The 25,933-nt window shown below is 46.9% G+C and carries 29 protein-coding genes; 4 read left to right on the plus strand and 25 right to left on the minus strand.

Going from position 1 to position 25,933, the window contains the following annotated elements:
* From DW800_RS05270 to DW800_RS05390, 23 genes are all read right to left on the minus strand, one after another.
* Positions 1 to 642, minus strand: a complete 642-nt coding sequence (locus DW800_RS05270; protein WP_044467555.1) for a hypothetical protein — start codon at positions 640 to 642, stop codon at positions 1 to 3.
* On the minus strand, positions 639 to 989 hold the full coding sequence (locus DW800_RS05275) for a hypothetical protein (RefSeq protein WP_119957870.1): 351 nt from the start codon (positions 987 to 989) through the stop codon (positions 639 to 641). The genes DW800_RS05270 and DW800_RS05275 overlap by 4 nt, the downstream gene beginning before the upstream one ends.
* A gap of 1 nt (position 990) precedes the next feature.
* The gene (locus DW800_RS05280) at positions 991 to 2,202 is read right to left on the minus strand and encodes a DNA cytosine methyltransferase (protein WP_119957871.1); all 1,212 of its coding nucleotides are present in this window, start codon (positions 2,200 to 2,202) and stop codon (positions 991 to 993) included.
* A complete protein-coding gene (locus tag DW800_RS05285; RefSeq protein ID WP_119957872.1) occupies positions 2,199 to 3,530 on the minus strand; it encodes a DNA-methyltransferase in 1,332 nt (443 codons plus the stop codon). Before DW800_RS05285 ends, DW800_RS05280 begins: the two co-directional genes overlap by 4 nt.
* Before the next feature lies 1 nt (position 3,531).
* Complete coding sequence (locus tag DW800_RS05290) at positions 3,532 to 3,906, minus strand: hypothetical protein (RefSeq protein ID WP_119957873.1); 375 nt, start codon at positions 3,904 to 3,906, stop codon at positions 3,532 to 3,534.
* A gap of 41 nt (positions 3,907 to 3,947) precedes the next feature.
* On the minus strand, positions 3,948 to 4,568 hold the full coding sequence (locus tag DW800_RS05295; RefSeq protein WP_119957874.1) for a hypothetical protein: 621 nt from the start codon (positions 4,566 to 4,568) through the stop codon (positions 3,948 to 3,950).
* A 77-nt stretch (positions 4,569 to 4,645) separates the two neighbouring features.
* Positions 4,646 to 5,647, minus strand: coding sequence for a hypothetical protein (locus tag DW800_RS05300; RefSeq protein WP_117599686.1), 1,002 nt, complete (start codon positions 5,645 to 5,647; stop codon positions 4,646 to 4,648).
* Between the two features lie 93 nt (positions 5,648 to 5,740).
* Entirely contained in the window at positions 5,741 to 7,771 is a 2,031-nt protein-coding gene (locus DW800_RS05305) for a hypothetical protein (protein WP_119957918.1), read from the minus strand.
* 17 nt (positions 7,772 to 7,788) lie between these two features.
* Positions 7,789 to 8,760: a S49 family peptidase gene (locus tag DW800_RS05310; RefSeq protein WP_119957875.1), complete on the minus strand. Its 972-nt coding sequence runs from the start codon at positions 8,758 to 8,760 to the stop codon at positions 7,789 to 7,791.
* 491 nt (positions 8,761 to 9,251) lie between these two features.
* Positions 9,252 to 9,740, minus strand: coding sequence for a hypothetical protein (locus tag DW800_RS05320; protein WP_119957919.1), 489 nt, complete (start codon positions 9,738 to 9,740; stop codon positions 9,252 to 9,254).
* A gap of 572 nt (positions 9,741 to 10,312) precedes the next feature.
* A complete protein-coding gene (gene dnaG / locus DW800_RS05325) occupies positions 10,313 to 14,371 on the minus strand; it encodes a DNA primase (RefSeq protein ID WP_119957876.1) in 4,059 nt (1,352 codons plus the stop codon).
* A complete protein-coding gene (locus DW800_RS05330; protein ID WP_233534024.1) occupies positions 14,368 to 14,793 on the minus strand; it encodes an XRE family transcriptional regulator in 426 nt (141 codons plus the stop codon). The genes dnaG and DW800_RS05330 overlap by 4 nt, the downstream gene beginning before the upstream one ends.
* Positions 14,729 to 15,001, minus strand: coding sequence for a hypothetical protein (locus DW800_RS05335; protein WP_119957877.1), 273 nt, complete (start codon positions 14,999 to 15,001; stop codon positions 14,729 to 14,731). Before DW800_RS05335 ends, DW800_RS05330 begins: the two co-directional genes overlap by 65 nt.
* Before the next feature lie 47 nt (positions 15,002 to 15,048).
* On the minus strand, positions 15,049 to 15,408 hold the full coding sequence (locus DW800_RS05340) for a hypothetical protein (RefSeq protein ID WP_119957878.1): 360 nt from the start codon (positions 15,406 to 15,408) through the stop codon (positions 15,049 to 15,051).
* 34 nt (positions 15,409 to 15,442) lie between these two features.
* Positions 15,443 to 16,249, minus strand: coding sequence for a DNA adenine methylase (locus DW800_RS05345; RefSeq protein WP_119957879.1), 807 nt, complete (start codon positions 16,247 to 16,249; stop codon positions 15,443 to 15,445).
* Positions 16,246 to 16,455, minus strand: a complete 210-nt coding sequence (locus tag DW800_RS05350; RefSeq protein WP_119957880.1) for a hypothetical protein — start codon at positions 16,453 to 16,455, stop codon at positions 16,246 to 16,248. Before DW800_RS05350 ends, DW800_RS05345 begins: the two co-directional genes overlap by 4 nt.
* Positions 16,456 to 16,465: 10 nt before the next feature.
* Positions 16,466 to 16,843, minus strand: a complete 378-nt coding sequence (locus DW800_RS05355) for a hypothetical protein (RefSeq protein WP_133303828.1) — start codon at positions 16,841 to 16,843, stop codon at positions 16,466 to 16,468.
* 247 nt (positions 16,844 to 17,090) lie between these two features.
* A complete protein-coding gene (locus tag DW800_RS19525; protein WP_133303829.1) occupies positions 17,091 to 17,432 on the minus strand; it encodes a hypothetical protein in 342 nt (113 codons plus the stop codon).
* A gap of 189 nt (positions 17,433 to 17,621) precedes the next feature.
* Positions 17,622 to 17,966, minus strand: coding sequence for a hypothetical protein (locus DW800_RS05370; RefSeq protein WP_117599698.1), 345 nt, complete (start codon positions 17,964 to 17,966; stop codon positions 17,622 to 17,624).
* A 12-nt stretch (positions 17,967 to 17,978) separates the two neighbouring features.
* Complete coding sequence (locus tag DW800_RS05375; RefSeq protein WP_117599699.1) at positions 17,979 to 18,278, minus strand: hypothetical protein; 300 nt, start codon at positions 18,276 to 18,278, stop codon at positions 17,979 to 17,981.
* Between the two features lie 179 nt (positions 18,279 to 18,457).
* Positions 18,458 to 19,021 (minus strand): response regulator transcription factor, encoded by a 564-nt coding sequence (locus tag DW800_RS05380; RefSeq protein ID WP_119957883.1) that lies wholly within the window; start codon positions 19,019 to 19,021, stop codon positions 18,458 to 18,460.
* Entirely contained in the window at positions 19,015 to 19,251 is a 237-nt protein-coding gene (locus tag DW800_RS05385; protein WP_119957884.1) for a hypothetical protein, read from the minus strand. The genes DW800_RS05380 and DW800_RS05385 overlap by 7 nt, the downstream gene beginning before the upstream one ends.
* A 4-nt stretch (positions 19,252 to 19,255) precedes the next feature.
* Positions 19,256 to 19,462: a helix-turn-helix domain-containing protein gene (locus DW800_RS05390; RefSeq protein ID WP_119957885.1), complete on the minus strand. Its 207-nt coding sequence runs from the start codon at positions 19,460 to 19,462 to the stop codon at positions 19,256 to 19,258.
* Between the two features lie 188 nt (positions 19,463 to 19,650).
* On the opposite strand from DW800_RS05390, the gene DW800_RS05395 reads away from it, so the two are divergent.
* Positions 19,651 to 20,007, plus strand: coding sequence for a helix-turn-helix domain-containing protein (locus tag DW800_RS05395; protein ID WP_240056309.1), 357 nt, complete (start codon positions 19,651 to 19,653; stop codon positions 20,005 to 20,007).
* Positions 20,007 to 20,306, plus strand: a complete 300-nt coding sequence (locus tag DW800_RS05400) for a hypothetical protein (protein WP_117599702.1) — start codon at positions 20,007 to 20,009, stop codon at positions 20,304 to 20,306. Before DW800_RS05395 ends, DW800_RS05400 begins: the two co-directional genes overlap by 1 nt.
* A gap of 154 nt (positions 20,307 to 20,460) precedes the next feature.
* Here the strand turns inward: DW800_RS05400 and DW800_RS05405 are convergent, their stop codons facing one another.
* Positions 20,461 to 21,426: a sensor histidine kinase gene (locus DW800_RS05405; protein ID WP_117703306.1), complete on the minus strand. Its 966-nt coding sequence runs from the start codon at positions 21,424 to 21,426 to the stop codon at positions 20,461 to 20,463.
* Positions 21,423 to 22,796 (minus strand): sigma-54-dependent transcriptional regulator, encoded by a 1,374-nt coding sequence (locus DW800_RS05410; RefSeq protein WP_034532868.1) that lies wholly within the window; start codon positions 22,794 to 22,796, stop codon positions 21,423 to 21,425. The genes DW800_RS05405 and DW800_RS05410 overlap by 4 nt, the downstream gene beginning before the upstream one ends.
* 218 nt (positions 22,797 to 23,014) lie before the next feature.
* Between DW800_RS05410 and DW800_RS05415 the strand changes: the two genes are divergently transcribed.
* Entirely contained in the window at positions 23,015 to 24,502 is a 1,488-nt protein-coding gene (locus tag DW800_RS05415; protein WP_008664553.1) for a TolC family protein, read from the plus strand.
* Between the two features lie 169 nt (positions 24,503 to 24,671).
* The gene (locus tag DW800_RS05420) at positions 24,672 to 25,922 is read left to right on the plus strand and encodes an efflux RND transporter periplasmic adaptor subunit (protein ID WP_005837154.1); all 1,251 of its coding nucleotides are present in this window, start codon (positions 24,672 to 24,674) and stop codon (positions 25,920 to 25,922) included.
* Positions 25,923 to 25,933: the final 11 nt, after the last annotated feature.

The following is a 25,933-nucleotide window of genomic DNA, read 5'->3' on the forward strand; positions in this document are numbered from 1 at the left end:
TCACTCTTCATTAAGTTCTTCGTATTCAGCTTCCTCAATATCCGCATCGCGCAGCAGGCGCTTCTTCTCGGCCTTCTCGATGGGAAGGTTCTCTATCAAGTTCAGATAGAAGCCTTTATTGTGCTTGGAGGCAATCTCCTTCAGGGAGGCCTTGCTGTATCCCAGGTCTTCCGGAGTAAGTTCGGGAGATATCAGGAAGACGATCCCCAGGTTACGGTCGGCTTCGGCAATCTCGGCGGCACGGCGACGGCACTCCAGGGCGGCGGCATAGCACTTGCCCTGGGTCTTGTAGTCACCGGCAGCCGCACATAGTTTGGCAAGATCCTCGTACTTGTCGGCATAGTTGGACTCCCACACCTTGATGGACACATTGTTGTCGATATTGAAGTAATTGATGGCCGCATAAATGCGTGCCTTACATGTACGTTCATCCACATTTATCTGCTGCTGGGCATTGATGCGCTGGCGCAGCTGCTTGGCGGCACGGGTGATGTTACGCTCGTATTCGTAAATCTCCGCTGCCCATTGCAGCTGCTTGAGGAATAACTGCACATCGGCAGGAATGCCGTCACACTTCCCGGTGGTGAGGAATGCGGATATCAAGTCCGGATGTATCTTATCAAGGGTGTCGAGTCTGGTCATATTCCAAATAGTTGGTTTCTTAAGTCTTTGACTGTCCGTTCCTGCTTACGTGTTTCCAAGGTCTCAATGGCCGACACATCACCGGTCTCGGCTTTCTTGGCAAGTTCGGCATCGATATTGTATTCTCCCAGGGCACAACCGTTACGGTAGGCGTCGTAATATACGTCACCGGGTATCGACAGACGGACTATAAGTGCCGTTTTTCCTTTTCCACGCAGGCCGAGAAGCGTACATATACGTTGGGGAGTGTACCCCAAGGCACCGAAAGTACGCACTTGGGATACATATTCGTCACCTATCAAGGTGGCCTTATCGACATTTGAAGTTGGACTGATTTCATTTTTCATGTTATTGTTCTATTTCGTTGATGGTCTTATATATCTGATATATCACTTGCGGCACCATGGCATTTCCATAGGCTTTTATCGCTTCTGTCCTCCATCTGGAATAAGGGTTTTGACGGATGGACCGGGAGCCTTTAAAAATGGCATCAGTATCCAATAAGTCGGAAATCCCATCATCTCCTCGACAAATAGGGGGTTGAGTTGGGAAGTCTTCCCAATACCGTAATCCGCATGTATTTCCCCACGCAGACTCGTTCTCTGGAGAGAGGGGTTTTTCCTTGTCGAGCCTCCCTTCCAATCCGATGCAGTCGGTGTGCTCATCAGATGGAAAATCCTTCCAAGTCCTACACTTCCGTTCGAACCGTTCTGATTCACTTTCCGAAACATCCCGTTCTTCGTAATGATAAAGCGGTCGTTCTGTCCTATTACTGCACCAATTGAACTGTCTGCCGCTTGAGGAGTAGGAAGAAGTCCCCCATAAACAAGCTGGCTTAGCAGACTGTTGTATGTCGTTCCGTTCTTGTATCCCTTTTTGAGTGCCCTTTCCTTCATTTTTTCCGGTGCTTCGCAACGTTGGACAGTCGTGGGAGTCTGCAACAAATTCGTACGGAGGTATTCTGCCATCCGTATCCGATTTTCCTTCACTCTTTTTTTTTCGTAATCTGAAGCTGTTGTTACAAGCGATGAACCAGACTCTGTCTCTTCTATGGGGCGCACCGACGGCACAAGCCGGTATAACAATCGGTTGGACAGTATATCCTTCGGCTTCAAGGTCCTTGCAGATGGTTTCGATGACAAACTCCTGTTTATCCTCATGCTCCGTAGCCGGCATACTTTCCATGTCAGCCTTCTTGCTGGGTTGTACCATTGATAAGATGCCAGCAACATTCTCACCAACAACCCAAGGCGGTCTGATTTCCCGTATGGCACGTTTAAATTCCGGCCAGAGATAGCGGTCATCTTCTGCTCCCTTTCTCTTTCCGGCCACACTGAACGGTTGGCATGGAAATCCTCCCGTGAGGACATCAATTGTTCCTTGCCATTCTCTAAAATCTGTTTTTGTGATATCCTCATAACTTTTTGAATTAGTGAACCAATAATTAAGTACTTGTCTACAAAATGGGTTGATTTCACAATGGAATACATTTTCCCAACCCAACCAATAAGCGGCCAATTCCGGCGCACCTATTCCGCTGAAAAGTGATGCATGTCTCATTGGATTACCTTGTTTTGGTCAGCTATCATATCAGCTGTCTGTTCCACATCCAGTAATTCTCCGTTTCGGACTAACCGGACGGGCTGTTCAGGGAACATGGCGCGGTACCGGTGAATGGTGGCTGTAACATATTTCGGATCAATCTCCATAGCATAACAGATACGGTCTATCTGTTGGCATGCCATGAGGGTTGAACCGGAACCAGAGAAGATGTCGAGGACTATCTGACCGAGAGTGCTGGAATTGGATATGGGATATGCCATAAGGGCTATGGGCTTCATTGTCGGATGTATGGCATTGCGCTGCGGCTTGTCGAAATTCCAGACGGTAGTCTGCTTACGGTCGGAATTCCATTGATGTCCGGCACCCGGTTTCCAGCCATAGAGACAAGGTTCATGCTGCCATTGATAATCCTGGCGTCCCATCACCATAGTATTCTTTACCCAGATGCAGCATTGTGCAATCTTGAATCCCGCTTTCCTGAGAGAAGCCCGGAAATTCTCGCCTTCACTGTCCGCATGGAATATATAGTAGGATCCTCCCGGCTTGAGTACGGCGAACATGACAGAAAACACTTGCCTGAGAAAGGTGGCGAACAAGTCGTTTTCCATGGAATCGTTCTGAATGGTGAGTTCCTCCTCTGTACTGCCTTCATAGTTCACGTTGTACGGCGGGTCTGTGACGCACAAGTCCGCATGCTGCCCGTTCATTAGCGCCGTGATGTCCGCTTTGGAACGGCAATCGCCACACATCAGCCGATGACTGCCGAGCAACCATATATCGCCGGGTCTGGCAATTACAGTATCTTCAGATGCAGGAACATTAAAATCGGTGGCATCTTCCTGCACATTTTCCGACTCATGCTCTTGGGCAAACAAGGGAGATACCTGCCCGAAATCAGTGGTCTTGACCTCATAACCCAGGTTGAAGCGCTGCAGGGTGTCAGAATCTATATTATATTTTTTGAACAGCAGGGTATCCGGATTCCTGGTGGCAAACTCGGAATTATAGGCTGCGATTTCCTCTACCGCTTCCTTCTTGTCTGCCGCAAAAATGGGTTCATAAGGTATTTCCGGTATTGTAAACCCGGACTTGCGCAATGCAAGCAGTGCTTTCCGTCTCTGATGGGCATCGATAATCCAGAGCTTTCCGTCCGGATCCTGCCAGGCTTTGAACGCATACTTGAAACCACGGGTGATGATAAGCATCTGCAGTTTCGATAATTTGTCAGGATCAGACTTCTTGAAGTCCTCCTGAAGCTCCAAGAACGAATCCAGCGGGGCAGTAGGCAAACCACCCAAATTAAATACTTCTATCAGCTTTTCCATTTTACTTCGAATTGAATTTTTGCAATATTGTTTTGAACAGTGATTCCCGTTCACGGTGACGTCGGAGATTCTCCTTGTCTTGGGTGCGCTTGTTTTGCCTGTCAGCGCGTTTCAGGTAACACTCGTATCTGCGGATATTGTCCGTCACGTTCTTATGCAGGCGCAGGAACTCCTGCGGGTCCGTCTGCAGCAGCTTCTCCAGTTGTGCTCTCTCTGACTGGTGGGCTATGAGCGGATGAATGTAGAGGAACTTCCCAGTGTCGTTGAACGATTGCAGCTCATCGAATGCCTGGAGATTACGGATACGCAGTTCCACCATGTCCATGATGTCACGCTTCTGCGGTTTTCTTTCCAGACTTTCGTCGAGCTGCTTCATCTGTTTCCAAGTGACCACACGGTCGTTGTAGATGAGTGTGGCTATTTGGACTTGCGGGTCGAAGAGGTTGTCCCAGTCGATTTGCGGGTATTCCTCTTGTTTTTGGACTTTTCCGGAGTTTCTTTGGCCGGCTCTTTTTTTTTCTCTTCTTCCAGAGCCTGCTCAGTCTCCTGGGCACGGGCTTCCGCTTCATCCCTGGCTTCCTCCGCTTCATCGGCACGCTGTTCGGCTTCTTCAGCACGGGCTTCCGCTTCCTCAAGCGCTTGTTTCAACTCTTCTGCCGAGTTGTCTGCCGGAGCTGCTTCAGGCTTTTCCACGTCATCATGTGGACCGGTCTCTTCAGTATGTGTTGTTTCCCCTTCGGGCATTTGCTGTTTTTTTTCGGCCGTTTTTTTCGTAGCAGGACCTTTTGTTTTCTTTTCTCCGGCATCTTCAGCCTCTTTTGCGATCATAGCCCGGCGATACTCACGTATCTTCTCACGTGTAGCACAATCTAACAGTGCATAAAGGATATCATCGGCATAACGTTTGGGATTGCGTGAGAATGTGGCAAGCTGCGGAAATCCAGGAACTTCTTTAGCCAGTAACTCAAGGTCATATTGTGCCACATCCGGATTCCGGAGAGCCACGAAATGTGTCTTCTTTTCTTTGAAACTATACATAACATACAGATTTAAGTCTTACAAGCCAACACGCTGCCTATAAGGGAATTCTGCTGACTTGTAAGAGGTGTTTTTTACTAAGCTGTCTGCACACGGCTGCCGGATACCTCGACAAGTGTAGAGGCATCAAGCACCATGAAGGTGATGGAAGAACCCGCTTTGGCTGTCCAGGTGGCGCCGTCCTCAAGCACAAAGCTGTTGCCGTCGGCAATGGTGGCCGCCTTGTCGGTACCGGTACCCTCAAGTGTGATGTAACGTCCCTTATCATTGGCTGTCAATCCGCTGACAGTGGAAATGGCGTATGTGCCTTCACTGCCATCGGGGATGGTATAACGGTTGTTGGTGGATTTAATGGCAAGTGCCGTTGCGCCAGCCGTGTGAGCCGCTGCCGGAGCACGGACAATATCGCCCGTATACTTGTAGTACTGGTCAATGCTTGTACGTGTGAAGGTATAGGTTACATAACGCCCGTCCTTGTCATTTTTGGACTCGAAGGAGGAGAGTACCATCGGACGGTCATAGTTGCCGAGGATGTACCACTGCGCATCGCCCACTTCCTTGAAAAGGATGATGAACTTGCCTCCGGCATGCTGTTCAATGAAATCGAGCAGCTGGTCACGCATGCCGCCCATGACGGCAACAAAAGTGTTGGTACCGCTGGTGGTAATGTCACCTTTCTCACCGGTTGAAGTGTAGGTGGGAATATCGTGCGCCGCAAAGTACTTCATGTATTGTCCGGCTTTCATCGGGATGGTGCTTATCTCTCGTTGCTGGTTAGGAAGCGGAAAGGGCACATCGGAATTTACCTGGTCGATATCCACCAAATAAATCTTATAGGCGATGTTTGAGCCATGCGTCTTACGGTCGGATACATCGTCCACGTCACCGATGACCATCATGGCGGCCAGTGTGGTACCGGAAAATCCGTAAATTCCCAGCACAGAACCGGGAGACATGACCATGTCAAGAATAAACACGAGTGCCAGAAGCACCATCAGCGAAAGGAAAAACCGGACCTGCATCTTACGGGCGGCCTGGTTCCCTTTACGGAAAGGATTTGAAATTCTTTTTGCTTTCATACAATTTTAATTTTTAAGTTATAAAAAACGGAGCGGGCTTAAGTGGACCCGCCCCGCGCTACCTGAAAACAATCTGTTCTTATAGACAACCAATTATCTGACTCCAGGAATGTTGGGCTGGAGTGCAGCGTTCACCTTGCGTACACCGCCTACCTGACGTTCCAGTTCCAGGAAGTTCCCCTTGCTGTTCAGGATTATCATGATATAGTCACCCTCTTTGGTAGGAGTATAAGCTTCCGTAATATCGGCGAACTTGTCCGACTTGGCGATGGTAGTGGCATTCTCTGTGCTGCCACATTCAATGATGTAGGCTACACCGGCTTTGGCTCCCGTAATGTCCGTAATGGCTTTGGCGGCAGTGTTGGCCGCTGTTATCTGCCAGAATCCCTTTGAAGCATCGACAGTGGTCGCGTCCGCTGCCATATCGACGGCAGGTTTGTTCATGAAGATCTGCTGCCATTCGTAATTGTTGGCCTTCAGTTTTTCCAGGCTGTCAAAACGGCGGCCGGTGAACGAAGCGGCGGTACCTTCTTTCCAGGTGGACCATGCCTTTACCAGTTCCATGTCCTCTTTCACCTTGATGGAGAGCATCTCTCCCGGTACGAATTCCAGGAACTGGAGGTTGCCCGGAATATCCATGAACATGAGGGGAAGCTGGCCGAGGTAAGGCAACCAGATGATACGCATATTCGTGTCAGGTACCACATTGCGGTAACTGTCCGGACCGGAAAAATCAATGTCCTTTCCATATTTGGCGCGGACATTCTTAATCCACCAGGGCAAATGGGTTTTATTCAGATAGAGGACGTGGCGGTCAAGGTCCATGTCTTCCGTGCAGGAAGCCACCACATCGCCGACAAACTCCTGAACGGAATCCAACATGTTGGAAGCCGTGTAGCTGCGATAGGACTCATCGTCATGGGGAAGAATCTTAAACTCATGCATGTAGCGGACCAGCGTGTATATGATTCCGGTCGACGCGTTCAAGTAATTGCCTGCAACACCCGTTTCCGGCTTGACATAGATCCCCCGCATACGGCGTTTGTTCTGCTCCACCTGCGCAGTTTCCAATGAGTTCAGGATGCAGAACTCGATCATGTTCCACTTGATAGGATCGGAGCCTTCCTTGTTCAGATAAGCGATGTACATGCGCTCCAGTTCTTTCATCGGACCGAACTTGAGCTTGATCATCGCATCATCCACATGACCCATCTCGTTCTCAAGCTTCATGTCACCCTTCCAGATTTCACCCTGCTGGTAAGCTTGGGAAACTTCGGAGAAGAAGGCATTGAACACGAGGTCATGGTCTTGAATTCCATAGCGGACGGGAAAATACTGCGTGAGGTCGCGGACTGAGAGTACACGGGCAATCAAATAGTCCTGACGCAGGACCACATACTGGTTGCCCACACCGGCTGTATCCACCCCTTCGTAGTTCGTACTGAATTCTCCGGCTGCCAGACGTTTGGCGTCAAGCATGCCGTTTCTGTGCAGATAATCGTAACGCTGCTGCAGTGAACGGGAGAAAGTAACGGCCTGGCGACGGAAAGCGGCCCCTTCAATCTCTTCATTCCATGGACCGTAAGAAGAAGCGGAGGCCGGATTGACAGCAATCTTGTTCCAACGTTCGGACATGGAGAACATCTGGTTTTCGATACCGAAAAGATACCGGGAACGGTCTGCCGGTCCCGTGAACATGATGGAAGCGGCTGTCACTGTCCGGGAAGGGATATCATCCTCCGCGCGGTTGTTCATATTGTCAACCAGGCTCTGCACAGCAGTGGCCAGTTGCACCAGACCTTCACCGTTGGCTGGCTGTGAAATGGTCTGCACCGGTCCATTCCCGCCGTTTCCCTCTTCCGTGGCTGTTGAATTGGTTTGTACCGGATTGACGATACTTCCAAGAATGGACTGTACCTGGTCAATCTGTTCCTGGGTGACGGCAACCGTTTGCCGTTGCGCCGCCTGGTCCGCAGCCAAGTCATCCTGAAGGATAGACTGATACTCCTGATTATAGGAGTTGACTATCTGTCCCCATTCTTCCTGGGTCAGTTGATTGGCTTTCGCTTTGTCCAGCAGATTCAGTTTCTGCAGGACGGTCTGAATTCTTTCCTTTAAATTCATGATAAACAAAAGTTAAGTTATAAATAGTTGAGAGCACTTCTTTTTATATTCTCAATCTCCATATAGCTGCGACCGAGTTCTACAGCCTTAGCCACAGCTTCGGGAAAAGTCATGGAGGCGTCAACCAGCCCTTTATCGATGGCATGCGGAGTATCGAACGTTTCACCACGGAATACCGGATCGTCTTCCGGCAGGTTGCCCAGTTGCGGTCTGGACGCAAGAACGGCGGCAAGGAACTGTTCATTGGGTGGATCCAGTTCTTCTTTGATGTACTGTTCCGGTTTCCCTCTGAGCAAGTCATCCGTCTTTTTATTCTTCAGGTCTGATTTCGTGGCTTTGGCCTGGATGAGTTTGAGACCCATCTTTTCGAACCATCCGTCATAGTTACAAGTGGAAATCATGGTTCCTATGCAGCCGATGGTATCATAGGCCGTGAGTGCGGCAATGAATTTGGAATGGCAGGTTATATAATAGCTGGCCGAACAGTTGCATTGCTCCACCAATGTCATGACAGGCTTGCCGAGTGAGCGCATCGTTTCACTGAGTCTGTCCATATACCATGCTTCCCCTCCCGGAGAGTTCACATGCAGGAAATGGCAGGTTATGGCCGGATTGGCTTCTGCCGCAAGCAGGTCCCGTTCGAACTGCTTGGAGGAGAAATACCACTGACAATCTGAGGTGATGAATCCCCAGATACGGTGATAGGCGATACTGCCTTCAGGAAGTTCGTCAGAAGAGAAGTCATCGGTGACGGTTATACCTTGGAGTTCTGAACGGGCCTTCATTTCCTGCTGAAGAAGTGAAAGGGCCTTTTTCGATGTCTCCTTATATGTGGGGGGATTTTCATTGAAGAAAAAGGATGTCGGCTGCAGACTGTCAGCGGACACCAATGGAAAAGCCTCTATCATGGCAGAAGACAAGCCCTCTGCCGTGATAAGAAGCCGGTGTATATTTAAAGTAAGAAGCTGGCGTAGATAAGTTCTGTTCATTGCGTATCTTTTCAGCGAAGATAGGCAGCCTGCAGAAAGGGGTGAAGGACGCTACAATAGCGGGGAACTGAGCATTTTGCACTCAATTTTCAGAGTCGCCGAATTCAGATTGGGCGATATCGAGACAATGGCGGGTATTTTTTTGTCCCCGATCCGGAAACTCCGGTGCCTGGTGTCAGTGAACTCGACAATGCAGAACCTGCCTGCCAGGAAGTCTTTCATCACTCCGGATGGAGGAAGGCTTATGCTTATATCTTTATTGCAATTGAAACAGCGGCCCGCCTCTGAGGATTCCGGTACCGGAGTAAACTCAAACTCATCGGCCATGAACCGATAGACATCCTGGCGCATGTTACTCACCGGATAGACTTTAATCTGAATGGAAAGTTCTTTCATATTAGGATATTTATTTGTAATTCAACAAGTTCGCCATACATAGGACATCTTGTCCGCCATTTTGGGACAAAACGCATAGTTCGGTCGGTGATTTTTTAGCCGTTTTTTAACTTCTTTTTATATTCGCGGCGTTTTTTCCGCTTGCGGATGTTCTCCCGCCACCGATAGAAGTTCTTCAGCAACGCATCCTCACTGATGCTGTCTATGCAATACGCACATAGGAAATTGTGAACGATATCGAGATTGTTCAACTCATGCCCGTTCAGGTCGTTCTCGTCCATTGCCGTATGAAGTTCCCGGTTGAACATCCTGCGTATTTCCGTTTCTATGATTTTGGCCGACCGTGGAGACAGATAGTTGTATATTTCCGGATCCTTACCGATACGCCTCTCCGGGAGTATGATAGTCAGATTACCGTCATCTATGGGAGACTGGTTCTGATGACGCCGCGACATCAGCGTCCATATCACATGGTACAAGTCCGTATTGTCAGGAATACGGAAAGGTTCATCCGCACCGTTGTTGTACTTTCCACGCAGATATTCAGCCAGGTAAGGTGTAATTGAAATACTCGTCGTAATCATGCTCATTTCCTTAAAAAAATTTTTTGAAACCGTTTTTGTTTATTTTTGCTTCCAACTGTCCTACAGTCCAACAGCATTATTAAAGTTACTGATTATTATTTAGTTATACAAATTTACTATAAAGAAAATACTGTTGGAGGACGTCCAACACGTCCAACAAGCCGCATTTTTTGCCGTTTTTGTTGGACGGAGCCAGTTGGATGGTTGAAAAATGGCAATCCAACACGTCCAACAGCGTCCAACAAGACAACGCCATTGTAGTATATATATATGATTAAATAGAAAATATATACTACTATACAACAGAGAGTTACATTTTAAAATTCTTTCTCTTGTTGGACTGTTGGACTGTTGGACGCCTCTTTTGAAATATTTTCTTTTCAAAACTCCCTCTATATTGCTTATCTTTTTATTCCAGGGGGTCCGGGGGATGGAGTAGGGAAGTATCATAATATACCAGGGTGATGAAACCGAACGAAATGTCCGTAAATCAGAATATAAAAAAGCATTTATTCCCGATGGGGCGGCCACCGGGAATAAATGTCTGGTTTGTGATATAGGAAAATGTAACATCAGAACTTCAGCTCTTGGGGGGCACCGATTGCTCCGATAGGGTCATTGTCGGGATTATCGTCAACACGGGATTCTTCAGAACCGCGTTGTAAATCAATGCTATATAATTCTCTGAAAATTTCGTAGTTGATAGCTATGCAACTGGAATTGGTACACTTCTTCTCAACTTTACGCACCATGTCATTGTTGAGCTTTACCGGAATTCCGGTTTCATTGGGAGTATCTTCCTCGAAACCGCCGCGTGGTACCTCCACGACTTCATACCAATTGAACCGGCGTGCATGGACAAAGCCCAGGTAACTGGGATGGGAGCGGAGGTTCTGCTCGATGGTCGACTGCGTTGAGTCTTCCTGATTGTAAGAAGAACGTGCGTACTGCGTATAGATGGTACTGACGCGTAGGAATAACACGCGGGTTCCTGCAGGAATAGGAACCTCCTTCTTCTCTCCTCCGGGCAGCTTGATGGTGATTCGTTCCGGTGTATCAATGGCGAAGTCCCTGCCTTCCCTGATTGCCTTGGTATCAATCATCACATCCATAGCCTTGAAGAATGTGGCCAGCTTATCCGTCTTGGAAATCAGTTCCACCTGAAATTTGATTTTATCGCAGGCTATTTTAAAAAACTCCTCATAGGTGAACGGCATTTTCAACTCTGTATAATCCTCAATCAGTCTGCATGTTGCCAGAAACAATGATGCAGTCTTCATGAGCCGGTCAATCTCACCGGCATTCACCAGTGCCTGCTTCAATTCATCATAGGATTTCTGCTTCAGTGCCCGGAAATGCTGCATTACCAGCGGACGCAGCTGAAGGACTTCAAAGAGGACATTCGACAACCCGATTTTGACCGGATCTTCTATATCCTTGAGTTTGTTGAAAAGCTCCACTTCCTCCCTGGTCCGGTTTTTCGGTTTGGGGACTTCGCAGACTATAATACGTGACATGAGTGCATTGTCATCACGTTGGGGAGTTTCCTGGCCGCAAATGATAACCGGCGCGTACACCTTGTCGTTTTCTATCTCCTTGCCGGATGTGCCTTTACGCTTCTGTCTTCCATCGCCATCATATACTATTCCTTTAAGTGCCTGGAACTTTATATCTGATATATCCTTATTGTTGTATTCATCAAGGACAACCGGAACATCCCGGAAAGTGCTCATCAATGTGGACATGGCTGCATCGGTACCGATGTTCAGGTTGAAAATTGGTATTTTCGGAGATATGAACAGGGAACGGATGGATATCGCAATCTGTGTTTTTCCGGATGACATCGGTCCCATAAAGAATGGCGCTGTAAACAAACGGTCTATGCAGTGTATATTGCTTCGGAAAGCGCACATGATGGCAAAGAGAATGGCCCATTTCCCGTTGTCATTGATTTTATAGACACGGTCCATCAGTGAGGCCCATTCGTCGAAAGTACAACGTTTGTCTATAGGGATTTCCTTATAGACAAGCTGTGAAATAAGTTCATACTTGTCGGACTGCTTGCCGGAACCGGCATATATGGTGGAGAATGCCGGCAGATAATAGTTCTTGCCATTGTGGGTGACCACTCCAAGCTCATTTACCGCATCAAATCTCGGTATTCCGTCAACAACATGGAAGATGCCGTTGGCAAAGGCAAAAAACTGTTGGTCATCCCGTCGGGAAAAACCGTCTTCCTGCTGGTTCCCGTATGTGGAAACCTCTGTGCAAGTAACATAATGTCTGCTCATATATTCACGTATTTTAGTCCAATGTTTCTCTTCACCATTGGTGAAGTTGACTGCTTCCAGCATAATCAGCTTCTCCTCAATAGTGCTTTTCTTGGCCAAGACTTTGGAATTCACCTCAATGTAAAGTGGTGTCTTGTAATAACGGCGGTTTATTCTAAGGACACGTTTGTTTTCCTCATCGTTGTCCGAGTAAATATGCAAGAGTGGAATCATATAGAAGTCACCGACCATGGTATGGCCGGACTTCTCATTCTTGAAAAGGTAGCATACCGGTTCCCCCTGCTTGTTTAACTTCGGATAGTAATTGCATTGCTGGAACATCTGCAGATATTCCGGATTGTCCTGGACATAACGGGGAAGTTCGTCCGGGTCATAATTCTCTTCAGTATAGTCATCGTCCGTCCGTTGTGCATTGATGGCCATGCGTGATTTGCGTTTGGCCAGATAGGGCTTGAGTATTTCATTCAAGGCTTGCTTGGTCAGTCCCAGGCAATTCTGAAAGTAGGTAAAGTTGATGATGCGTACCGAATCTTCCGCGTAGCTGATTATTTCAGCACAACGTTCGATATAGGGAGCACGCTCGCCATTATAGGTCTTAAAAAAAGATTTGTGCAGGAATACATAGAATTTCGCGAAATTGAAAGTCTCGATGATATCGTTTGCCTCCCCGTCCATATTTTCCTCGTCGTCACTTCCTTCCTCATCATTATCATCCTGGACATCCCGTTCGACCGTTATGGTGATATTGGAGAGCCCGGCACGGAAAATGGCAGATAATCCGGCAAGGTAACCGGATTCCGTACCGTCCTTTGCAATGGTAAGACCATCGCTGTCAGAGGTGAACATCTGGCTTGCCTGACGCAACTGCTGTATGTCGTTCATTCCAGGAATGCCATGGACGTATGCTATGGGGGCATCTCCATACAAGGTGAGGAATTCTTGATAATCTGATGTCAGGATGCAAGGCTCATTTCCGCTACGTGCCTCCGCAATCATATCGATACCATATATGCCGGGAGCCATCTTGTCTTTCTCCTTGATGGAAGCTGTCTTCCGCTGTCGCAAGATGGAATTCACTTTCCGCTGGATGACTTCTGTGTTGCTGCCGAAAATCCCGGCCATTATCTCTATGCACTTGAGAAGAAGCGTTTCCGAAGGGATGACAGATATGAGGGTTGAAAGCCGTTGCATTGCCTCTTCCTCTCTGTTTGGGTCGGTTCCGGGATTCTTGCCTCGTAAGGAGATGGCAAAATATTGAAGGAAATTCTGTTCCCGGTTTGCAAGCCATTTCCCGGTTTCAAGTTTCTGCTCCTGGGCAATATTATCAGGATCTTTCCCTTCAGGAAGCGGAACTGCACTGACCTGGAAACCCGCACGCAAGAAAGCCTCACAGTTGGCCAGTGACGCTTTCAGCCCGGCTGCATCCGCATCATATACAAGTATCACGCGATGGGTGAACCGGCCAAGCAGCTGTATCTGTTCCGGAGTCAGTGCGGTTCCGCTGGTGGCAACGGTATTGCAGACACCGAACTTGTGCATGGACATGGCATCGAACTGACCTTCGACTATATACGCACAATCATACCTTGCAATGGCAGTACGTGCCTGGTACAGACCGAAAAGGTGAGTGCCTTTCTTGAACAACGGCGTGTCCCCGGTATTGACGTACTTGCCGGTGTTTTCCTGCGGGATCAGCCAGCGTCCGGTATATCCGTTTATGTTGCCCTTGATATCAAAATAGGGAAACATGATGCGGTCCTTGAAAGTGTCGAAGGTGAAGTTCTTCTCGCTTCTCTTCAGAATGTCCGTTTCAAGTAGCTTCTGTTCGGAAAATCCGGCTGCAAGCATCTCCTTTTTAGCCAGGTTACCTGCCGGGGCATATCCAATTCTGAAATCCTTCAGGACCTTGTCATCCAGACTGAACCCTCTGTCATGCAGATAAAGTTGCGCCTCCGGAAGATGCTTCTCGAAAAAGAATGCGGCGCCTTTCATCGCTATACGCTGCGCTTCACGTTCTTTTACCCTGGCCGTTTCCTCGTCGGACATCACCCGTTCAGGGAGAGAGATTCCCGCACGGCCAGCCAGCCAGGTGACAGCCTCGTTGAATGACATGTTCTCATGATCCTGGACAAACTGGATAACATCCCCTCCCTTGCCGCAGACGAAACACCTGTATGTCTGTCTTGACGGACTGACGGTCATCGACGGATGCCGGTCCGGATGAAACGGGCAGATCCCTATATAATTGATACCTCTCTTGTGAAGGGATACAAACTGGCCGATCACGTCCGTAATCTCGTTGGCATCCTTTATTCTCTGTTTTAATTCGTCATCAATCATTGTTCTTCAAATATGCAAAGTTGACGCGCTGCGAATGCCTCCTCCAGTGTTATGCCGAAATACTTCGACAACGCGATATATTCTTCTTGGTTTATATTTTTTCGGCCATAGAAAATATCCCACCAGCGCATCTGGTTGATGCCTACCTCCTGGTAGAAGGCACGGTTGGGCATGAAATTTTCCGGATGCCGGAATTTCAGTCGGAGAATCTCCTGCACCAGATTCCGCTTGACTGTCTGTCCCACTACAATATGCTTCCGGTGCATATATAACTGTACAGCCAATGCGGATCTTCCCAAATGCTCCGCCATTTGTTCCAATGTCTTCTTATTGACATTTTCCCGGACGTATCTGTCCTCATCGGGTTGCCATCTTCCATTGTTCATAGCTTTCTTTCCTCCATATCTGTGTATAGTCTTCATTGAATTCGTATTCAGAGTGCCCGGTGATATAGCAGCAACAGAATTTGATAAATAGTTCCTGCTGCTCCGGTATGACCGAGCCCCCGATATCATAGTAATGCATGACCTTGAGCTTGTCGAGGGCACTATATACCCTCGTCTCAAACTCAAGAAAAGCGTCGACGCCAAGCTTCTCCAAGAAACGGTCTATCCAATCAAGATTTTCCATTCTATATTTCAATAGGCTTTCCATATCATCAAGGACGTTATCCGCTCCTACAGTTCCCGCGTTTCCTTCAGGCTCCCAATGAACAAGCTCATCAGTCTCGCATATAGTCCGGAAGCTTCCTTCAGATTATCCGGATTCTTGCCTGTAAGCTGTACATCCATCTTGTTCTTGAAATAATCATTCCGTATGAGTAGATGCAATTCCCGGTTCCGGTCATCAACTACCGAGACCTTCACTTCCTCCACCACACTCCCCAGTTCTGAGGCATCCAACCACAAATATGACTTTTCATCTGTCTTCAGATGGCAGTATCGATTTACCTTGCCACCTTTACGAATTAACTCCACTTCGACGATTGTTGCTACCTGATTGGTACGCAGGATGCGCACCTTCTGACCTTTCTTCATTGACCTTTCTTTTTTATTCATTACTTGATTGTTTTTAGCCGAACAGCATTGGGCTCAGTTCATAATTACTTATCAAAATTTCTGTTTTATGCTTCGCCTCCGTTAGATTGGCGACCTTGAGAGGCATATCTATCTTTTCTACATGCCATTTATTCACAGTAACGAAATACCGGAGTGTTTGACACCAAAAGTTAGATAAAATGAACTTTCCTTTTATTTCCTGCAGGAGAGTAAGCAGCTGGAACAATTCTTCGTGAGTATATCCACGGTAATGACCTTGAGTACATCCTGGATATGGTGGGTCAAGGTAGAAAAACGTATCGGATGTATCTCTTTGTTTTATTACATCCAGCGCATCCCGACAAGAAATTTGCACATCCTGCAGGCGATTCCTCAATGCGGAATTAAACTCTCTACGCTTGTTTCGCATGAACACACCGGTATGGCTTCCTGCCGAACCATTACACCATTTCCAACCGCCGTGCATACTTCCGGAAAAAGAACCGTTTGTTATTATGAATACAGCCCAGGCTATATCAGTATCTCCGGCCGGAACTCTTCCGTTATAGTAATCTTTAGCCAGATAGTAGTCAGATTCGGAACAAAGACTATTGTCAATCTTTTCAGCCAGTTGCTCAAAATTAGTCGCAACCTGCCGATAGAACGTAATAAGTTTATCGTTCTTATCATTAATCACCTCAAGATAGCTTTTGGGCTTTTGAAAAAAAACAGCACCTCCACCAAAAAAAGGTTCACAATAAATTTTGTGAGCCGGCATCATAGAAATAATTTTGGCTGCCAGCTGCTGCTTACCCCCGTAATATGTGATTGGAGTTCTCATTTAGTTCCTTTCTTTATAGTTTTAAAACTGATACCAATAGTCTGCAATCTCTTTAAGGCTTGTTTCTCATAATCCTTTTTAATTTTCTCGCTGATTTTTTTATCCCAGCAATCGACACAAAAAGTTCCATCGGGAGTATTATAGCAACCACCTTTTATCGGCTTCCCACATCTCTTGCATTGTAATTCACTATCCATTGGGTTCATATCTATTTTTTTACATTACAAAACATACACAGCTATATGTTCCACTTTCAGGCAGTTCCCCGAAGTTAACCCTGATACACAACTCTCCGCAAATGACAAAAGGCTTATCGCTCATCACCTTGCCATAGGCACCATAATGTTCGTGAAAGACCTCTGACCCCGGTTTCATTGAGTCCAGTGCCGTTTTCATTTTCTCGGAGGTATAAACGGTTATCCATCTGTTTGCATAATTGTAATAAAGCAGTCCGGTACCGAGAGAATCGCACATCTTCAATACGGTTTCTTCTACCTGCTGCCTGCTGAAGACAACGCTGGTCTGCAGCTTCTGCACCTTAACGTCCGGGAATTTCTTTTTGAATGTTGTTTTAGTAACCATGATTCTTGTCATAAGATTGTTATAATTCTTTAAATTCCTGCTCCATCCGGCACTTTCTCACGTAAAGTCCATCTATAATGTACTGGGTACAATACTTGGGAAGGGGGATAACAACAAGGTCACGAGTACCCCTATCGGCATCGCGATACACACAGCATTCCCTGCTGCTTTTTAGGATTGAATCAAGCAGGGAATCACACTTTTCAATCTCTTCCTTGAGGGTTTTGGCCCTCTCAAACGATTCATTGTTCATATTATCTTAAAAATAATGGTGTGATGTACATAGAGGTGGAAATTTTTGCTTGGTAGAATACCCCATAAACTCCAAGGTAAAGATGTCCTCTTCGATATCTTTCCACGCCGAATATACACCATACATACATTCACGCGCATAGAAAGGCGGCTTGTAGGGGTCGCATACGCAGATTATCTGCACATGTGATTTACTATTGTATGATACCAGCTTCGTCCTGGAATCGTCGAATAAATCTCCAACGACATGTTGCCCGGGCCGGATATTGTAACAGTAACTGTTGTCCTGATACACGTCAAGGGTCTCCCAAGGATATGTCGGGAAATCTGTCATTTTCAAATCTCTCATATTACCGCATATTAGATAGATACCCAATTGCAAATCCTATTATCCCAATATTTATCATCAAGACGATAATATCAAAGAGAAAGAGAATTCGGTAAGATCCGGATGCTTTCCGCATTGCCCAGACACATAGTATCAAGACTGCCACTATCACAATTAGTGATATCCACAAAAAAACAATCACATTACTCATCACTGTCCTATTTTTGCAAATTGATCTATCTTATCTGCCAAGGTATAATAGCCCATCACCTTTTCATAGGATATGATGCAGACAATGCTGTCGCTGTCATGCTCCACAAGAATAGTCCACTGTCCACCCTTGGCATTCTCATATACCTCGAGCCGAACCGGACGGCTGCGTGGGTATTTCTCATTCATAACCTTAATCTGATGCTCGATGTCACACTTCAGTGCATCCAAAGAACATTCGTCAGCAATCAGATGTCGGTCAAACTGTTGCACGTATATCTGTAATGCCCTGCCTTTTTTGTTGACATTGGCATAAGTCTTGATGTTATCTATAAAGTATCTCATAGCATTCAGATTTTATGTATTTACCAAGTATTGCTCCATAAGTTCGGGGATATCTTCTATCATCTTCAGCATACACTCATGCGGCGCATTAAGAAATGAAATAGCAAGGATACTAAAGTCCTGGTCTATCTGCCGAACTTCATCTACCTGCAGGTAGTCCAGCGCATCAACGGCATCGACGAAAGGAAGATGACTCTTGAGTGCAAATCCACAGTTGCATATTACTCTGCCCGAAGCCGTCGGACGTGGAATCCACATCCTGAACTGTCCGTCAGGAGTGGAAATGGAGGAAAAACCTTTGTTGTTATTCATGTATTCTGTTTATTAAGTTAGTAAATCATCGTCTCATATAGGGGAATCGAACCCCAGTCGCGGCAAATCTTAAGTATACCGCTACCATTTGAATGTAGTATGAGGGGCCGGACTATCTTCGCAGACCGCCACAGCCATAGAATACACATTAAACACAGATGGCACACCTCACGGTGGGCTTATTTCATTTGATTCCGATGCCAGTAGGAAATCATCTCACCCACATTACGAACCTTGATTTTTGCCTTGATATTCTCTCGATGGCGGTTAACCGTACAAGGCGAGATATGTAGCTCTGCCGCAATTTCATCAGTTTGGCAGCTGGAGGCAATGAGCCGGAATACATCCATCTCGCGATCGGTCAGTGCTGTATCAAGCTCCGGTCTGCATATCACCCCTTCATGTTCACATTCACCCCGTAACGGGCATTTGACCTCCTCGAATACAAACCGTCCATCCTTGTTAATGTCAAGATTGTACTGGTCATACTCTCCGAAATTGCATCGGATGAAACGATGAACTACCCGGAATTCATAATGCCACCGGTTCATCGTGCTGCTGGAGTAGAGCTGCATCAGCCGAGCATGTGCTTTCGGATATCTGTCTCTGATGACAGTAAGCATGTGTTCGATAGTCGGGCGGTCAGCCTCCTTGAGAACAACAGCCGGCTGCCCGAACTCTTTCATCATCACATCACCTTCAGGGGTGTTGTAGAATTCAATATTGGAGATAAATGCTACCATATAATTTGAGTTGCTACACGTCCTTTTCTAATTTTATACCCAACATCTAACAAAGCTCTTTCATATTCAGGTTTTAAATGTCTGCTACTTACCAGATATCTTTTTTTTCCACTGCGTATTGCTCTCTTTATATCATTTATTAAGTAATTGAATTCTTTTGGAATCGGATTCATTCCTTGTACAGAGACCATGTCTTTGATTTCGGGCGTTATGGTAATATTTTGTTCCATAATCTTAATAGCTTTTAGTTGTTGGAAATAATTCTTCTACACTCTTGCCGAGATATTCGGCGATAACTTTCTGCTTAATAAGTGGAGGATTGTTCTCTCCATTAATCCAACGATACACTGCCGCCGGAGTAGAATAAGTCAATTCGGCCAATTTCTTAATAGTTTCTTGCTGCTGATTAGGCAGGCTCTTCATATAGTCTGTAAATACCATAATTGATAAATAATTAAAGTTTTCTATTGATTTTGCATTTCGTTTCCCCAACTTAGTCGCGCGAATTTATTAACGCAGTGCAAACATAGAAATAATATTTCAAAATATGAAATCAATAATTGAATATTATGAAATTTTATTTCATAAAAGAAGATAACTTATTGATAACCAATTCATAACTTTAAATTATGAAAAAGAAGAATGAAACACCGATACATCCAGTGATTGAAAAGATACGTAAAATCATTGCAGATAGGGGGTTAACCCAAATTGTCGCAGCCGAATTTGCAGGAACATCACCATCTCAATTTAGCAAAATACTGGGGGGGGAAGTTCAACTAAGTTTATGGCAACTTTCAAATTTTGCAACGAACTTAGATATGGATATTATTGATGTTTTCACTTATCCTCAAAAATACACCCTCAACGGTAAGAGTGAAGAAGATTTGGAAGCAATTCTTCAGATAAAATTAAAAAAAGATCGGAAAGACCAAGTGCTTAAATTGGTTTTTGGTGATAACAACTTAGAAATACTAAATAAGTAATGAGAACAATAGAAATATTTTCTGTTTACAAAATTGATAGTTTCATAAAGAAATGGCGTAAGGCATTCCCAACTTTATCTATTCAGAAGGTGGATGAACCAACCTCTAATTGTTATGTACTATTTAAATATGATACTAATAAAACTATGAGATTTCCTTTTGAAGCTATACATGGAGCACATAAAGGGTTCATAGAAGGTTGGATAAAGGAATGCAATCCCCAGAAAATACTTCAGCCAGAAGAGCTTGAACATGAATTGCGAAAAATAGAAAAAGAAAATAATGATGATATACACTAATAGACAATAATAGAAGAATATACAGTTATACAGTTTTATACGCAACGGATTGTCAGCATCTTATTGTCAGTAGTGAAATTCCCGCTACCCCGACAGAAATTAATAAGCTACTGATTTTTCAGTAGCTTATTTTTGTATATACCCTCTTTCCCACTTATCCAAATAGCAGCGTAAAGCAACTCCCTTTTCCCACAATAGACTGCACCGTGATATTCCCTCCATGCCGGTTCATCACTTGTTTACATAAACTGAGCCCGATGCCCGAACCGGAAGGCTTGGTGGTGAAGAACGGTACAAAAATCTTATCTTGCACTTCCGGCAGAATGCCTTCACCATTGTCATTGACAGTGATTAGGCATTGCCACGAGAGGGCGGGTAGCATCTTCACTTCTATCCGGGGATGCTCTTTCCTGCTACATGCCTCTTTGGCATTTTTAATCAGATTAATCAGTACTTGTTCTATCTGTGTCCGGTCTATCTGGAGTATGCGGTCGGTCTCCGGAAGCTCTATCCGGATATACTCTTCCGAAAACAGCTTCTGCAAATCCTGCAACAGCTCGCGGACGGCAACCGGACGACGGACGGGGGCGGGAAGTCTTGTCAGCTTCCGGTAATTCTCCACAAACTCCAACAACCCCTTACTACGGCGGTGGATAGTCTGCATTCCCTGCCGCATGACGGGATAGTTCTTTTCCGACATTTCCCGCTCGCTCAAGGTTTCGGAGAGGGAGATGATGGGAGTGATTGAATTCATTATTTCGTGCGTCAGCACACGTATCAGCTTTTGCCACGCTTCCATCTCATTGCGTTCCAGCACGCGGGTACGGAAATTCCTCATCGCTTCGGAAAGCTCGTCCACCATATCCTCCATAGACCGGTTCTTGTAGGGAGAACGGAACGACAGCATCATGTCGTCATAGCGCAGGCTCTCTGCCAGATGGCGCATCATGCGCACCTGCATCATCTGCAGGCGGTACAGATGAACGGCAATCGCCAGCAATATCAAAAAAGCCATCAGTGCACTGAACCACAGTCCGGCATCCACCAGCAGATAAACGCCGACCGAAAGGAAGGCTATGCCGATGATGTGCAGTGCCACAATCAATGAATATCGTTTCATAAGCCCAGTTTTTCAAGTTTCCGGTACAAGGCGAAGCGAGTAATGCCCAAGTATTCGGCGGCACGGGTCACATTTCCTTCACTGAGCCGCATGGCACGTTCCACAGCCTGCCGTTCCAATTGCTCCAAGTTGAGGACTTCTTCTTCCTTCTTCTGACGGGAAACAGAAGCTTGGAACATAAAGTTCTCCGGACGAAGCAGAGAACCGTCTCCCAATATGACAGCACGTTCCACTGTATGCTGCAACTCACGTACATTACCCGGCCAGGCATATTTCAACAACTTGTTTTTCGCCTCCCGGGTCAGCCCGCGCATCTCTTTCTGATATTTGCGGGCATACCGTTGCAGGAAATACTCTGCCAGCAGGAGGATGTCGTTTCCGCGTTCCCGCAGAGGTGGAATATGCAACTCGATGGTGTTGATGCGATACAGCAGGTCTTGGCGGAAGTCTCCTTCGTCCACCAGCCGACGGATGTCTGCATTGGTGGCGCAGATGAGCCGCACATCAATGGGCGTAGCCTGCGTACTTCCCAAACGACTGATACAACGCTTTTCGATGGCAGTCAGCAATTTGGCCTGCATGGGCAGGGAAAGGTTACCTATCTCGTCCAGAAAAAGCGTACCGCCGGTTGCCACTTCCATACGTCCAGCTTTCGCTTTCCGTGCATCGGTGAAGGCGCCTTTCTCGTAGCCGAACAACTCGCTTTCGAACAACTGTTCGGGGATACTGCCGAGGTCTATCGTGACAAACGGCTTTCCATAGCGGGGAGAATTGCGGTAAAGCATACGGGCAATCACATCCTTTCCAGTTCCATTCTCACCTAATATAAGAATGTTGGCATCCGCATCGCGCAACTTCTCCACAGTAGAGAAAACTTGCTGCATGACGGGAGAATCACCGATAATAATCTCTTCGGAGCCTCCCGTTGTGGCATTGCTCAGTACTTCCACCTGCTCTTTCAGCAGATTTATCTCGGTGCGCGAACGGCGCAACTTCATGCCCGAAGAAAGGGTCGCCAACAATTTTTCCTTCTCCCACGGCTTGGGAATGAAATCCGTAGCCCCCGCTTTGATGGCACGCACTGCCTTGTCCGTATCCGCGTAGGCAGTCATGAAGATGACCACTGCTTGCGGGTCGATACTCAGAATCTGCTTCAAGCTGTCGAAACCTTCCTGACCACTGATGGCATCACGGCTGAAATTCATATCCAGCAGAATAATGTCCGGACGGAAAGTGGTCATAAAATGCTCGATGCGGTCGGGGGTCACCGCCACCTTTATCTTCTCGGCGTAGGGTTCGAGAAGAAGGTTCAGTGCAAAAAGCACATCCTCGTTATCATCTACAATCAATATTTTACCAAACTGCTCCATATCTGTTTTCTTTTCGTGCAGGCAAGGCCTACACAATCCCACATCTCTTGTACGGGCAAAGATAAGTATAATATCCATGTGTTGTGCGTGCATTATCGCACTATTTTTGTGCGCAACTGCACACGTTTGGAAAGCTTCGAACCACAACAAACACTTATAATACAACAACTTATACTTATGGCATAGAATTTGAACTTTATAGAGTAAAGAAAACAACTATGCACCGGAATATATTTTTATTGCTTATTACATTCAGTCTGACGTCGAGTGCCGTTGCCCAAGAGCACACGTTGGAGCTGACTTTGGAAGAAACCATCGAGCAGGCCCGCCAGCAGTCGCCCGACGCCCAAAATGCCCGCCATAGCTTCCGTTCCGCTTATTGGAACTACAAATACTACTGTGCCAACTACCTGCCGACGCTCAAGCTTACTTCCAATCCCTATCTGGACCGTGCTATCAACAAAGTGACCCAAAGCGATGGCAACGTCAAGTTCATAGAGCAGAACCTGCTGAGCACTGACCTAACACTGAGCCTGACACAAAACGTGCCGTGGACCGGAGGAACCTTTTTCATTGAAACGGCTGCGCAGCGCCTCGACCTTTTCAGCAGTGACACCTATTCCTGGCAGACTTCACCCGTCAACATCGGATACAGCCAGTCCTTGTTTGGCTACAACAGCCTGAAGTGGGACCGGCGCATCGAACCTATCCGTTATCGCGAAGCCAAGAAAACCTACGTAGAAACCCTTGAGCTTGTTGCCGCCAATGCCACAGAGAAGTTCTTCAACCTGGCCAAAGCACAAAGCAACTACGAAATAGCCAACGCCAACTACGCCAATGCCGACACCTTATATATATATGCGCAAGGACGATATAACATCGGCACCATCAGCGAAAACGAAATGTTGCAGCTCGAACTCAACAAACTGACCGAAGAAACCAACTGCATGAATGCCCGCATCGAAGTGGAAAACTGCATGCAGGAACTCCGTTCCTACCTCGGCATCCAAGAAGACCTCCTTATAAAGGTGAGAATAGACAACCGCGTGCCCGACCTGCACATCGACCTGGATGCCGCGCTGATGCTTGCCAACGAAAACAGTCCGGAGATACAGAACATGCTACGCCGCAAGGTGGAAAGCGAGAGTGCCGTGTCGCGCGCCAAGGCCAATGCCGGACTGAAGGCAGACATCTACCTGCGCTTCGGCTTGACACAAACTGCCGACAAGCTGAAAGATGCCTACCGGAATCCACTGGACCAGCAGTACGTCAGCTTGGGCATTACCCTCCCAATCCTGGACTGGGGGCGCGGAAGGGGACAAGTACGCGTGGCCCGTTCTAACCGAGACCTTGTCTACACGCAGGTAGAGCAAGACAAGACGGATTTCGACTTGAACGTACGGAAACTCGTAAAGCAATTCAACCTGCAGGCGCAACGGGTAAACATAGCCGCCCGCACGGACCATACAGCCCAACGACGCGCCGAAGTAGCCCGAAAACTCTATCTGCTCGGCAAGTCCTCGGTACTCGACCTCAATGCATCCATCACGGAAAAAGATACGGCCCGGAGAAGCTATATAACGGCTTTGTACAACTATTGGAGTTTGTACTATGCACTGAGAAGCATCACGCTATATGACTTTGAAAAAGAGAGGCCACTGGCAGAAGACTTGGAAAGGGTTACTAATGAAGAATCTATACAGTAATAGAATCGTGGAATAGTTTTAGTAAAAACTGGCCGGAGATTTACTAAAACTCCGGTGACGATTTACTAAATCTCCGGTAAAGTTTTAGTAAAACTCGGAACCCTTATTCAGAAGTACTTCTGAAGGGGGTATCTGAAAAGTAAAAAAAGAGTATATAAAATATTGCATTATGGATATAAAACTTGAAAAGAAACCCTGGTACATCCGTTACCGCTACTATCTGGCGGGAGGCGTTGCCTTCCTTGCCTTCCTGATTTATGTAGTCACCCTTTCGCTGGGTCCCAGCAAACTGCGTATCGAGCAGGACAACATACAGATAGCCGAAGTCAAGAACGGCAAATTTATGGAATATGTAGATGTGGAGGGAGTGATTCAGCCCATCCTTACCATCAAGGTCAATGCACGTGAAGCCGGAAGCGTGGAACGCATCATAGGAGAGGAGGGGAGCCTGCTCCGGCAAGGAGATACCATCCTCGTCATGGAAAACCCCGACCTGCTGCGCAGTATCGAAGACCAGCGCGACGACTGGGAAAAGCAGCTTATCACCTACCGCGAAAAAGAAATTGAAATGGAGCAGAAAAGCCTGAACCTGCAACAACAAGCCCTGCAGACCGATTATGACCTCAACCGCCTGCGCAAGAGTTTTGCCCTTGACAAGGAGGAGTACCGCATGGGCATCAAGAGCAAGGCGCAGCTCGAAGTTTCCGAGGACGAATACAACTATAAAGTGAAAAATGCCCATCTTCAAAGGGAAAGCCTCCGTCATGACTCTGCCGTCACCGTCATCCGCAAAGACCTCATCAGGAACGACCGCGAACGGGAACGGAAGAAGTATGAACGCGCCTGCGAACGGCTCGGCAACCTGGTGGTGAAAGCTCCCGTCGCCGGCCAGCTCAGTTTTGTCAAGGTGACTCCGGGACAGCAGGTCGCTTCCGGTGAAAGCATTGCGGAAATCAAGGTGCTGGACCAATATAAAGTGCATACTTCCCTGAGCGAATACTACATCGACCGCATTATCACCGGATTGCCTGCCACCATCAATTATCAGGGAAGAAAATACCCGTTGCGCATCACGAAAGTGGTTCCCGAAGTCAAAGACCGCACGTTCGACGTAGACCTCGTCTTCACCGGTGACATGCCCGACAACGTACGTGTAGGCAAAAGCTTCCGGGTACAGATAGAACTCGGCCAGCCGGAGGAGGCGCTCGTCATTCCGCGCGGCAACTTCTACCAGAGTACCGGAGGACAATGGATTTACAAACTGAACGCCGCAAAGACAAAAGCCGTGCGCGTGCCGCTTGGCATCGGTCGCCAAAATCCGCAACAATACGAGATTACGGAAGGTTTGCAGCCCGGAGATTGGGTAATTACAACGGGATATGATACCTTTGGCGAGGCGGAAGAATTGATAATGAAATAAAACTACGCACT

The sequence above is a fragment of the Bacteroides sp. AM32-11AC genome (assembly GCF_003603515.1).
GTDB lineage: Bacteria > Bacteroidota > Bacteroidia > Bacteroidales > Bacteroidaceae > Bacteroides > Bacteroides uniformis.

What these genes read in the sequence shown, in the direction of transcription:
- DW800_RS05375 (WP_117599699.1), bottom strand. Translation starts at nt 18,278, where the DNA reads ATGAATAACAACAAAGGTTTTTCCTCCATTTCCACTCCTGACGGACAG.
- DW800_RS05290 (WP_119957873.1), bottom strand. Translation starts at nt 3,906, where the DNA reads ATGAAGCAGCTCGACGAAAGTCTGGAAAGAAAACCGCAGAAGCGTGAC.
- DW800_RS05285 (WP_119957872.1), bottom strand. Translation starts at nt 3,530, where the DNA reads ATGGAAAAGCTGATAGAAGTATTTAATTTGGGTGGTTTGCCTACTGCC.
- DW800_RS05275 (WP_119957870.1), bottom strand. Translation starts at nt 989, where the DNA reads ATGAAAAATGAAATCAGTCCAACTTCAAATGTCGATAAGGCCACCTTG.
- DW800_RS05415 (WP_008664553.1), top strand. Translation starts at nt 23,015, where the DNA reads ATGCACCGGAATATATTTTTATTGCTTATTACATTCAGTCTGACGTCG.
- DW800_RS05380 (WP_119957883.1), bottom strand. Translation starts at nt 19,021, where the DNA reads ATGGTAGCATTTATCTCCAATATTGAATTCTACAACACCCCTGAAGGT.
- DW800_RS19525 (WP_133303829.1), bottom strand. Translation starts at nt 17,432, where the DNA reads ATGAGAGATTTGAAAATGACAGATTTCCCGACATATCCTTGGGAGACC.
- DW800_RS05390 (WP_119957885.1), bottom strand. Translation starts at nt 19,462, where the DNA reads ATGGTATTTACAGACTATATGAAGAGCCTGCCTAATCAGCAGCAAGAA.
- DW800_RS05400 (WP_117599702.1), top strand. Translation starts at nt 20,007, where the DNA reads ATGAGAACAATAGAAATATTTTCTGTTTACAAAATTGATAGTTTCATA.
- DW800_RS05330 (WP_233534024.1), bottom strand. Translation starts at nt 14,793, where the DNA reads ATGAAGACTATACACAGATATGGAGGAAAGAAAGCTATGAACAATGGA.
- DW800_RS05320 (WP_119957919.1), bottom strand. Translation starts at nt 9,740, where the DNA reads ATGATTACGACGAGTATTTCAATTACACCTTACCTGGCTGAATATCTG.
- DW800_RS05345 (WP_119957879.1), bottom strand. Translation starts at nt 16,249, where the DNA reads ATGAGAACTCCAATCACATATTACGGGGGTAAGCAGCAGCTGGCAGCC.
- DW800_RS05340 (WP_119957878.1), bottom strand. Translation starts at nt 15,408, where the DNA reads ATGAAGAAAGGTCAGAAGGTGCGCATCCTGCGTACCAATCAGGTAGCA.
- DW800_RS05270 (WP_044467555.1), bottom strand. Translation starts at nt 642, where the DNA reads ATGACCAGACTCGACACCCTTGATAAGATACATCCGGACTTGATATCC.
- DW800_RS05405 (WP_117703306.1), bottom strand. Translation starts at nt 21,426, where the DNA reads ATGAAACGATATTCATTGATTGTGGCACTGCACATCATCGGCATAGCC.
- DW800_RS05335 (WP_119957877.1), bottom strand. Translation starts at nt 15,001, where the DNA reads ATGGAAAATCTTGATTGGATAGACCGTTTCTTGGAGAAGCTTGGCGTC.
- DW800_RS05305 (WP_119957918.1), bottom strand. Translation starts at nt 7,771, where the DNA reads ATGAATTTAAAGGAAAGAATTCAGACCGTCCTGCAGAAACTGAATCTG.
- DW800_RS05295 (WP_119957874.1), bottom strand. Translation starts at nt 4,568, where the DNA reads ATGTATAGTTTCAAAGAAAAGAAGACACATTTCGTGGCTCTCCGGAAT.
- DW800_RS05300 (WP_117599686.1), bottom strand. Translation starts at nt 5,647, where the DNA reads ATGAAAGCAAAAAGAATTTCAAATCCTTTCCGTAAAGGGAACCAGGCC.
- DW800_RS05370 (WP_117599698.1), bottom strand. Translation starts at nt 17,966, where the DNA reads ATGAGATACTTTATAGATAACATCAAGACTTATGCCAATGTCAACAAA.
- DW800_RS05420 (WP_005837154.1), top strand. Translation starts at nt 24,672, where the DNA reads ATGGATATAAAACTTGAAAAGAAACCCTGGTACATCCGTTACCGCTAC.
- DW800_RS05280 (WP_119957871.1), bottom strand. Translation starts at nt 2,202, where the DNA reads ATGAGACATGCATCACTTTTCAGCGGAATAGGTGCGCCGGAATTGGCC.
- dnaG (WP_119957876.1), bottom strand. Translation starts at nt 14,371, where the DNA reads ATGATTGATGACGAATTAAAACAGAGAATAAAGGATGCCAACGAGATT.
- DW800_RS05310 (WP_119957875.1), bottom strand. Translation starts at nt 8,760, where the DNA reads ATGAACAGAACTTATCTACGCCAGCTTCTTACTTTAAATATACACCGG.
- DW800_RS05355 (WP_133303828.1), bottom strand. Translation starts at nt 16,843, where the DNA reads ATGACAAGAATCATGGTTACTAAAACAACATTCAAAAAGAAATTCCCG.
- DW800_RS05410 (WP_034532868.1), bottom strand. Translation starts at nt 22,796, where the DNA reads ATGGAGCAGTTTGGTAAAATATTGATTGTAGATGATAACGAGGATGTG.
- DW800_RS05395 (WP_240056309.1), top strand. Translation starts at nt 19,651, where the DNA reads ATGAAAAAGAAGAATGAAACACCGATACATCCAGTGATTGAAAAGATA.
- DW800_RS05350 (WP_119957880.1), bottom strand. Translation starts at nt 16,455, where the DNA reads ATGAACCCAATGGATAGTGAATTACAATGCAAGAGATGTGGGAAGCCG.
- DW800_RS05385 (WP_119957884.1), bottom strand. Translation starts at nt 19,251, where the DNA reads ATGGAACAAAATATTACCATAACGCCCGAAATCAAAGACATGGTCTCT.